At 40.4% G+C, this 10,129-nt stretch carries 10 protein-coding genes; 9 read left to right on the forward strand and 1 reads right to left on the reverse strand.

Translation table 11 applies throughout. The features are described from left to right. The first annotated feature begins 403 nt into the window (after positions 1-403). A complete protein-coding gene (locus FPQ10_RS12580; protein ID WP_144163846.1) occupies positions 404-769 on the forward strand; it encodes an ArsR/SmtB family transcription factor in 366 nt (121 codons plus the stop codon). After that, a complete protein-coding gene (locus FPQ10_RS12585) occupies positions 766-2,499 on the forward strand; it encodes a SulP family inorganic anion transporter (RefSeq protein ID WP_144163847.1) in 1,734 nt (577 codons plus the stop codon). The genes FPQ10_RS12580 and FPQ10_RS12585 overlap by 4 nt, the downstream gene beginning before the upstream one ends. A 43-nt stretch (positions 2,500-2,542) precedes the next feature. Here FPQ10_RS12585 and FPQ10_RS12590 read toward each other — a convergent pair whose 3' ends face one another. Further along, positions 2,543-2,893 carry a hypothetical protein gene (locus tag FPQ10_RS12590; RefSeq protein ID WP_144163848.1) on the reverse strand — a complete coding sequence of 117 codons (351 nt, stop codon included), beginning with the start codon at positions 2,891-2,893 and terminating at the stop codon, positions 2,543-2,545. Between the two features lie 285 nt (positions 2,894-3,178). Here FPQ10_RS12590 and FPQ10_RS12595 point away from each other — a divergent pair, with 285 nt between their 5' ends. The 7 genes from FPQ10_RS12595 (at position 3,179) to FPQ10_RS12625 (ending at position 9,951) form a co-directional block, all read left to right on the forward strand. Continuing rightward, positions 3,179-4,717, forward strand: a complete 1,539-nt coding sequence (locus FPQ10_RS12595) for a fatty acid--CoA ligase family protein (RefSeq protein WP_144163849.1) — start codon at positions 3,179-3,181, stop codon at positions 4,715-4,717. A 173-nt stretch (positions 4,718-4,890) separates the two neighbouring features. After that, positions 4,891-5,379, forward strand: coding sequence for a hypothetical protein (locus FPQ10_RS12600; protein WP_144163850.1), 489 nt, complete (start codon positions 4,891-4,893; stop codon positions 5,377-5,379). Between the two features lie 12 nt (positions 5,380-5,391). Further along, positions 5,392-5,829: a hypothetical protein gene (locus tag FPQ10_RS12605; RefSeq protein WP_144163851.1), complete on the forward strand. Its 438-nt coding sequence runs from the start codon at positions 5,392-5,394 to the stop codon at positions 5,827-5,829. A gap of 259 nt (positions 5,830-6,088) precedes the next feature. After that, positions 6,089-7,084 carry an ABC transporter substrate-binding protein gene (locus FPQ10_RS12610; protein ID WP_144163852.1) on the forward strand — a complete coding sequence of 332 codons (996 nt, stop codon included), beginning with the start codon at positions 6,089-6,091 and terminating at the stop codon, positions 7,082-7,084. Positions 7,085-7,122: 38 nt separating this feature from the next. Further along, positions 7,123-8,145: an ABC transporter permease gene (locus FPQ10_RS12615; protein ID WP_144163853.1), complete on the forward strand. Its 1,023-nt coding sequence runs from the start codon at positions 7,123-7,125 to the stop codon at positions 8,143-8,145. Then, on the forward strand, positions 8,120-8,917 hold the full coding sequence (locus tag FPQ10_RS12620) for an ABC transporter ATP-binding protein (protein WP_144163854.1): 798 nt from the start codon (positions 8,120-8,122) through the stop codon (positions 8,915-8,917). Before FPQ10_RS12615 ends, FPQ10_RS12620 begins: the two co-directional genes overlap by 26 nt. Before the next feature lie 38 nt (positions 8,918-8,955). After that, the gene (locus tag FPQ10_RS12625) at positions 8,956-9,951 is read left to right on the forward strand and encodes an ABC transporter substrate-binding protein (protein ID WP_144163855.1); all 996 of its coding nucleotides are present in this window, start codon (positions 8,956-8,958) and stop codon (positions 9,949-9,951) included. Positions 9,952-10,129 lie beyond the last annotated feature (178 nt).

Raw genomic sequence — 10,129 nt, forward strand, 5'->3', positions numbered from 1 at the left:
TAGAGTGCTTCTAATCGACGGAAGCACGTAATGATTACGCTCTACGGTTGAATAGAGTGCTTCTAATCGACGGAAGCGCGTAATGTTTGCGCTCTACGGTTGAATAGAACGCTACAAATCGAAGGTAGCTCACAATTTTAGATCTTTATCCTTGAATAGAGCACTGTATTGCATTTCTCAAATTCAGAAGCCCCACGTACAGTTGTTTGCCTTCCTCCTCAGGTGTTAATTTCTCTCCGTTCAATCCCAAAAGGATACGTATTTTCAATTCAAATTATCCCTCACCCTTTTTATTACTAACCGACCATCAGCTATCTTGAATTAAAAGTTAAACATGATATGATAGAGATAGCTATACATATTCAAATATTTGAATATGTTAAAAGGAGTGAGATTTGATACGATGTGGGACGATTTACAAGAGTTCAAAGCAGATTTCTTTAAAGCATTGGCTCATCCTTTACGAATACGAATCTTGGAATTATTGGCGGAAGGTCAAAAAAGTGTGAATGAAATACAAGCCATTTTAAATAGTGAGGGGTCAGCTGTTTCTCAGCAATTAAGCGTTTTACGTAACAAAAATATCGTGACTGGCACGAAACATGGGAAACAAGTCGTTTATTCATTAAGAGACCCATCGATCATGAAGCTTTTGGACGTGGCAAAGGAGATCTTTAATAATCATCTCATCAGTACGATCTCTATTTTAGAAGAATTGGACACCAATAATGAGAACACGAATGAGAAAGAAGGAAAACATAATTCATGAATCGTTTCTATGACAATATAGTTAAAAATTACTCGTTTAATAATTTAAAGAAAGATTTGATTTCAGGTCTGACAGTGGGGATGATTGCGATTCCACTCGCGATGGCTTTTGCTACGGCTTCTGGTGTGAGACCAGAATACGGTCTTTATACAGCGATCATTGCGGGGATTTTAGTCTCACTATTCGGTGGTTCGAAATTTCAAATCGGAGGGCCCACGGGTGCCTTTGTACCAGTATTACTAGGGATTGTAACGATTTACGGGTATGAAAATTTATTGATTGCAGGGTTATTAGCAGGGTTCATGTTACTATTCATGGGGCTTTTTAAATTGGGATCGCTAATTAAGTTTATGCCTCGACCAGTAACGGTTGGATTTACGGCAGGCATAGCAGTAATCATTTTTACCGGGCAAATCGCAAACTTTTTAGGAATTACTTCGATCGAACAACATTCAAAGTTCATATTAAATATCCGTGAAATTTGGAATCATCTCCATTTAACTCAAGTTTCTAGTATTTTCATTGCATCTTTATGTATGGCTATTATTTTACTCACGCCTAAACTGTTCCCAAAGATACCAGGAGCAATTGTCGGATTGATTGTGTCCACAGTTATTGCATCAGTCTTTTTTACGGATCAAGTACCGACAATCGGTTCTGTTTTCGGGAGCATTCCATCGAGCCTTCCGGAGTTTCAATTTCCTGAATTGACATGGGAACGAATTCAACCAATGCTCGTTCCAGCATTGACCATCGCTGCTTTAGGTGGAATTGAATCTTTATTATCCGCTGTTGTTGCGGATGGAATGGCTGGCAGTAAGCATGATAGTAACCGAGAATTAGTCGGGCAAGGGATTGCGAATATCGTGACACCGCTATTTGGAGGGATTGCTGCGACTGGTGCGATTGCACGGACAGCGACGAATATTAAAACGGGAGCAGTCACCAGGATGTCAGGCGTATTTCATGGTGTGTTTGTGGCGTTGACTTTACTCCTATTTGCGCCGTATGCATCGCTCATCCCACTCGCGAGCATGGCACCTGTTTTGATGATCGTCGCATGGAATATGAGTGATCGTCGTCATTTCGCTCATTTATTAAAAATGAAAACCGGTGATTCACTCATTTTGGTTGCCACTTTTTTATTGACTGTGTTTACAACGATTACAACAGCTGTTATGACGGGTCTCATCCTTGCGCTCATCATGTTTGCAAGACGAATGAGTGATTTACTCGTCGTGTCGAAAGTGTTGCCAGATCATTCAACTGCAGCTGAATCTGTTGAGTCCTATATGGTAGATGCCACTAGAAATTGTCCACAAATCGAAATTTATACGGTTGAAGGACCGCTTTTTTTCGGGGCAGCCCAAGTATTTGAACAACGTGTCATGGATTCTATCCGCTATCGACCAAAAGCTTTATTGTTAAGAATGAGCAAAGTTCCTTTCATGGACACGACAGGGATTGCTAACCTTTCTAATGTTGTGAGTCATTTTAATAAGCAAGGCGGAACAATTATTTTGTCGGGGATTAGTCCAAAGCTAAGGGAAATCTTAAAATCTTCCAATCTATACGATGACATCGGAGAGGAAAATATATTTGAGCATACCGGTCAGGCAATTGATCATGCGATCTCGATTATCGATCATCCGAAGTGTATAGGTTGTAAACAGTTCGCATTTCATGAATGTCATCAGTTATCTGCCGGGAAAAAACTTGTTACGGATTAAAACCAAATACAATGTTCACATACGAACAATGACGTGGAGCGCATCAATTAAGATGGCTCCACTTTTTTATAGAACTTTTTCTAGAAGTGCATGACAAGTCTAGGTTAAGCCGCTCAATAATTGAGTCAAACCGCTCGACCAATCGCTCAAGCCGCTCAATAATTGAGTCAAACCGCTCGACCAATCGCTCAAGCCGCTCAATAATTGAGTCAAACCGCTCGACCAAGCGCTCAAACCGCTCAATAATCGAGTCTAACCGCTCGACCAATCGCTCAAGCCGCTCAATAATTGAGTCTAACCGCTCGACCAAGCGCTCAAGCCGCTCAATAATTGAGTCTAACCGCTCGACCAAGCGCCCAAGCCGCTCAATAACTGGGTCTAACCGCTCGATCAAGCGCTCAAACCGCTCAATAATTCAGTACAACCGCTCGACCAATCGCTCAAGCCGCTCAATAATTGAGTCTAACTGCCCGAAAAAATGTTCTAGATACTTAACATTCGATGGAAACCATCTTTCTTAGTAGCTAAATTCAGGTATAACCTCTTAGTTTATTTATTTTTTTCTGAAAAATGAAAGGGGTTTCTTGATGAATCGTGTCAAATAAACTATAATAGAATAATGAAAATTGAATGACTATTCATTCATTTCTAAAGAGATACATAATAAAGGAGGAAGGGTATGAATTTAAGTGATCAACTTTCCTTGACCGCAAAGGAAAATTTAACGAAAACGGCTTATATTTTTAATGATGAAGAAACTTCTTATCGAGAATTGGAAGGTGCTGTAACGAAATTTGCATCTAGCTTGAAAGAACTTGGGTATGAGAAAGGAGACCATATCGCTTTAGTTGTGGGTAACACACCTCATTATATTATCGGTCTTTATGGCGCGATGCGATTGGGTGTCACAGTTATACCGGTTAATCCTATTTATACTGTTGAGGAAATGGCCTATATTATGACGAACGGTGATGTCAAAGGTGTCATTACGTTAGATGTTTTGATGGAGAAATTTGAATATCTCGATCAAAAAGTTCCAGGGATCCAACACTATATTGTCGGCGCAACGAGTCCTGATAATGATTTAAGTACGTCACCATTAGCAGAAAAGATTTCTTCTTTTGAAAAATTAACGAAAGCAGGAAGCTTGGAACTCGATCGTCCTACATTGGATGAAGATGATACAGCTGTCGTTCTCTATACATCTGGGACGACAGGTAAACCAAAAGGCGCAATGCTTACACACAAAAATCTATATTCTAATGCACGGGATGTAGCGGACTATTTAACGATTGATGCGAATGATCGTGTCGTTGCCGCGCTTCCAATGTTCCATGTCTTTTGTTTAACCGTTGCACTAAATGCTCCATTAGTAAATGGCGGAACGGTTTTAGTCGTACCGAAATTTTCACCTGAAGAAGTATTCCGTGTTATTAAAGAACATCAAGCAACAATCTTCGCAGGTGTTCCGACGATGTATAACTATCTCTTACAATATCCAGATGAAGAGGCTAAAGATTTCTCAAGCATTCGTTTTTGCATATCCGGTGGTGCATCGATGCCAGTCGCCTTATTAGAAAAATTCGAACAACGTTTCAACATTCGTCTATCTGAAGGCTATGGATTATCGGAATCTTCTCCGGTTACTTGCTTTAACCCATTGGACCGGCCACGAAAAGCGGGATCAATCGGGAGAAGTATCACGAACGTGGAAAATAAAGTGGTGGATGAAAATGGCGAAGAGGTACCAGTTGGTCAAGTCGGCGAATTGATTGTCAGAGGTCCGAACGTGATGAAAGGCTATTATAAAATGCCTGAAGAAACCCAAGCGACGATTAAAGATGGGTGGCTATACACAGGCGATATGGCGCGTATGGATGAGGAAGAGTACTTCTATATTGTCGACCGGAAAAAAGAATTGATTTTGGTCGGTGGGTATAACGTTTATCCAAGAGAAATAGAAGAGGTTCTGTATGGTCATGGCAAGGTGAGCGAAGTTGCCGTCATCGGCGTTCCGGATGAAAACCTCGGAGAAGCGATTATCGCTTATGTCGTCGTGAACGATGATCAAGTAACAAGAGAGGAACTAGTTGCTCTCTGTAAAGAAAAACTTGCCAAATACAAGCAACCAAAAGAAATTGAATTCCTTGAAGAGTTACCGAAAAATACGACCGGTAAAATTCTCAAACGTAATTTAAAACACCAGTTACAGCAGTAGATGAACAGGGGGTGGGGTGCCCCCTGTTTTGTTTTGATTTGCGCCTGAATACCTTTTAATATTAAATTTTTAAAGTTTTTAATTTTTTGAAAAGGTTTTTTAAAATATACATAGAATTATTAATTATATTACCACTGTAGGAGGATTAATCTTATTTAAGGGAGGTGGATATATTGAAAAAATCAATTACAAACAACCTATTATCTAAAATTATAATAATTGTAATTACACTCACACTTTTTCTGAATATTAGTTTTTTAATTGAGTCAGAAGCGATTCTTCCAGGGTGTGGTATTAAAAGCCTGTCATCCGTTCAAGAATTCGATCGGAATTCATCAAAGTATTCTACTCAAAGTGACAGTGATTTAATTACTATACAGTGTGGAAATGCAGGTAATACATGGAATGGAATTAAATCATCAGCACGATTAACAAGGGAGACAAGAGATGTTGTTAACTATGAAAAAAGTGGAAAATCGCGCCAAAGAGATATAGACTTTGATAAAATGCCCGGAAAACTACAATATCCGCCAGGTGCAATACTAAAAAAACTTCCGGATGGTAGAACATTGGCATCTTATAATAGTAAAGATGGTTACGCTTCACTTTCGTTCCCTTCTACTCTCAGGATGGATAAGACCGACAAAGTAAGATATAAATAAGGAGATAATCTTATGCAAAATTTAATTTTACATGCTTGGCAACCTATTACAAATTTAAAAAAACACTACGTTAGTGATGCCAGAGTTGAATTGAACGACGAAGGGTTATTTATTCACTTGCGCGATATTGATGGAAACAAGGTGCTGATCGTGTATGATAGGAATCTTTCCTATATGGAAAACTATGTTTGGGCCTTCAGACATACAGGAGACGGTCCCAGAAACAATCTTAGAATTCCAATTAAGAAAGCATTAGAAAGGGCAACGGATCTTAATATACAAGCAGAGACTTTTTACAAAGTGGAAAACTCTGACTTCATTGAATGGTTTGATCAACTGGCATGGGCTGGGACTTCAGAATTTCCCGATGTTGAACACCATCTATATGGTACGATGAATGATGTCATTGAAGTGATTGCTGATTACGAACCAAAATTTATTATTATTTAGTCAGAAATATTACTATTTAGTTTTCATCTGATAAAGTGAATCGATGATCTCTGACTAATAAATGCTCATTACACTGAATGTGATAATGAGCATTTTTGATTGGTAAAACTTCTCTCAAATAAAAACGCATTCATTTAAAAAATTCTTCAAAACGGGTTGCTTTTTGAATTCAAGAGGCATATACTTGTTAGCAATAAATAAATTTTGCTTTAACACATAAAAGCATGTGCGCATAAAAGCAGAAAAGGGTGAGAGTGAAATGAAAAAGTTACAAGCATTGTTGATTTTACTGGTCGGATTATTGGTATTGAGTGCGTGTGGTTCATCCGATGATGAATCAAGTGCCGAGGAAGTGAGCAAGGACGACGCTGATTTTGTCGTCGGGATTTCGCAGATTGAAGAACATCCAGCATTAGATAGTGCAACAGAAGGGTTTAAACAGGCACTAAAAGATGCTGAATTAGAAGTCCATTTCGATTTTTCCTCGGCACAGGGGGATGCGAACACCAATCAATTGATCGCTGAAAAATTCGTCAGTAATGATGTTGATTTGATATTTGCCAACTCGACGCCGAGCGCACAAGGTGCATTGAACGAAACAGAAGAAATTCCAATTGTATTTACTTCGGTAACAGATCCTGTTGGAGCAAATTTGGTTGAATCATTTGAAAACCCTGGCGGAAATGTAACGGGGACGGCGGATATGCATCCAGATAATATAAAAAATACGTTGGAGCTTGTCAAAGACATGGGCCTTGAATCCCTTGGGTTGATCTACAATGCGAGTGAACAGAACTCGAAAACACAGATCGAATTAGTAAACAAAGAGGCGGAAGCTGTCGGTGTGAATACAGTTGAAAAAACGATCTCTTCCTCATCAGAAGTAAAGCAAGCAACCGAAGCTTTGGTTGGCGATGTTGATTCGATTTTGATTATTACAGACAACACAGTCATCAGCGCATTGGACGCAGTATTACAAGTCGGTCACTCTGAATCTATTCCAGTATTTGTCTCTGAACATGATGCTGTTGAGTCCGGTGGTTTTGCCGCATTTGGTTTTGATTACTTTGATATTGGCTATGAAGCAGGCGAGAAAGCTGTTGAAATTCTGAAAGATGGCAAAAACCCAGGAAACATACCAGCAACGTATCCTCAAAATTTGAAATTAAGAATAAATGAGGATGCTGCAGAAAAAATGGGTGTCGAATTGACAGATGAATTAAAAGAGAAAGCGGAACTTATTTCAGGCGAATAAGTTCTAAGTGAACGCTAGGTTAAAAAGGAGAATCGCTCATGATTACATCATTGTACGGTGCTTTAGAAACAGGTTTAATATATGCCATCATGGCGCTCGGTGTCTATATATCGTTTCGGATATTAGACTTTCCGGATTTGACGGTGGATGGGAGCTTTGTGACCGGTGGAGGTGTCGCGGCCATTTCGATTATCGGAGGGGTTGACCCAATTGTTGCGACCTTACTCGGATTTGTTGCCGGTTTCCTCGTCGGCTGTATAACAGGGCTTTTGCATACGAAGGGAAATATCAATCCCCTTTTAGCCGGGATCATCATGATGATTGGACTCTATTCCGTCAACTTAAGGATTATGGGGCAGGCCAATCTTTCCTTGTTAAATGAAACGACATTATTTTCTCAGCTACAAGGGATATTTGAGAGTCTATCATTGGATGCAGTTTTCTTTGCGCCGTATGAATGGCTTGGTCTAGGCGCTTACACACCGCGAACATTTTATGCGATTGTGATGATGTTACTCGTTGTTTTTGTCGTAAAAAAATTGCTCGATTTCTTTTTACGAACGGAAACAGGATTAGCACTCCGAGCAACCGGTGATAACCAAACGATGGTTCGAAGCTTTTCGGCGAACACGAATGTGTATATCATTTTAGGAATTGGTTTAGCCAATGCGCTCGTTGCCTTAAGTGGGGCGTTGGTCGTTCAGTATAACGGTTTTGCGGATGTGAACCTCGGTGTCGGAATGATTGTCGTCGGGCTGGCTTCAGTCATTATCGGTGAAGTTTTATTCGGAAAGAAAACGATTGTCCGTACGACTTTCGCAATCATTTGTGGAGCGATTGTGTACCGAGCCATTTACGCGATGGCACTTCGGGTTGACTTCCTTGAAGCAAGTGACATGAAATTGATTACAGCATTGATTGTCGTTGCCGCATTGGTTGTGCCGAATATGTTGCAGAAAAGCAGTGAGAAACGTCAATTCAAAAAGTCCCAGAAAGCACTGACGAGAGTGAAACAGCAGAAGGGAGAGGTGCAGGTTGCTAACGTTAAATCAAATTCATAAAACATTTTATGCCAATACACCCGATGAAAGGCGTGCCATCTCTGACCTTACGCAAACCTTGAACGAAGGCGATTTTGTAACGGTTATTGGTAGTAATGGAGCGGGGAAGTCGACGTTATTGAACCTGCTCGCTGGAACCATATTGCCTGATGCTGGCAACATTCATTTAAACGATCAGAATTTAACCCTTTTACCTGAAGAAAAACGTGCCAAATGGATCGGGCGCGTTTTCCAAAACCCGATGGCAGGGACAGCACCGAATATGACGATTGAAGAAAACATGATGATCTCTTTAGGACGGACACAAAAAAGAAGCTTGTTTAGAGGGATGACAAAGAAAAAACGTGAGGAATTCAAAGAGCATTTGGCTACTTTGGAGATTGGCTTGGAAAACCGCTTGAATACGAAGGTAGGACTTTTATCAGGCGGGGAACGGCAAGCCTTATCCTTATTGATGGCGACCTTCACAGAACCGCAAATCTTATTGCTGGATGAGCATACAGCAGCATTGGATCCATCCAAACAGGAACTGATTTTGTCGCTGACGCGTGAGTTGGTTGAAAAGCATTCTTTGACGACGATTATGGTCACGCACCAAATGGAGCAAGCCATCGACTTCGGGAATCGACTATGGATGATGGATGAAGGAAAAATTATTTTTGAAGCGGAAGACGAAGAGAAGGATAAATTAACGGTTCCGGATTTATTAGAAGCATTCCAAGAAATCCGCGGAACAAAACTGGCGAATGACCGGGCACTATTAGCGAAATAAAGAATTATATTTTACAAAGAAGAAGGAGAGAGGTCGAAATGAAAAAGCTTCAAGCTTGGTTGGTCTTATTGATTGGATTGTTAGTGTTAAGTGCATGTGGTTCATCCGATGATGAATCAAGTGCAGAAGAAGTGAATAAGGACGACGCTGATTTTGTCGTCGGAATTTCCCAGATTGAGGAACATCCTTCTTTAGACAGTGCTACAGAAGGATTTAAACAGGCGTTAAAAGATGCAGAATTAGAAGTGCATTTCGATTTTTCTTCAGCACAAGGAGACGCGAATACCAATCAGTTGATTGCTGAAAAATTCGTCAGTAATGATGTTGACTTGATTTTCGCCAACTCGACACCGAGTGCGCAAGGTGCATTGAATGAAACGGAAGAAATTCCAATTGTATTTACTTCGGTAACGGATCCTGTTGGAGCAAACTTGGTTGAATCATTTGAAAATCCAGGTGGAAATGTAACGGGAACGGCGGATATGCATCCGGATACCGTTAAGAAAACGCTAGAACTTGTCAAAGATATGGGCTTTGAATCACTTGGATTGGTATACAATGCCAGTGAACAAAACTCGAAAACACAGATCGAATTAGTAAATGAAGAGGCGGAAGCAGTCGGTTTGAATACAGTTGAAAAAACGATCTCTTCCTCATCAGAAGTGAAGCAAGCAACGGAAGCCTTGGTTGGCGATGTTGATTCGATTTTAATCATTACCGATAACACAGTCGTCAGTGCATTGGAATCCGTATTACAAGTCGGTCATTCTGAATCACTCCCGGTTTTCGTATCCGAACACTCTTCTGTTGAAGGCGGTGGGTTTGCCGCATTTGGTTTCGATTACTTTGATATCGGCTATGAAGCGGGCGAGAAAGCTGTTGAAATTTTGAAAGACGGTAAAAACCCAGGAGAAATTCCAGCAACATACCCACAAAACTTGAAACTTCAAATCAACGAGGATGCAGCGGAAAAGATGGGTGTTGAATTGACAGATGAATTAAAAGAGGAAGCGGAACTCATTTCAGGCGAGTAAGTTCTAGGTGGAGGGTCTGGAGATTAACATTTAACAACGACGGTTAGGCGTTGAAGTTCATGACCTGGACGCTCCATCAAAAGTGAAATTCGGTCGAATAGAAGCGCTCTAATCGCCCGAATGATTCGCCATATCTGAAATCTGGTCGAATAGAAGCGCTCTAATCACCCGAATGATT

It is taken from the genome of Allobacillus sp. SKP2-8 (assembly GCF_007559355.1).
GTDB classification, from domain to species: domain Bacteria; phylum Bacillota; class Bacilli; order Bacillales; family Alkalibacillaceae; genus Allobacillus; species Allobacillus halotolerans.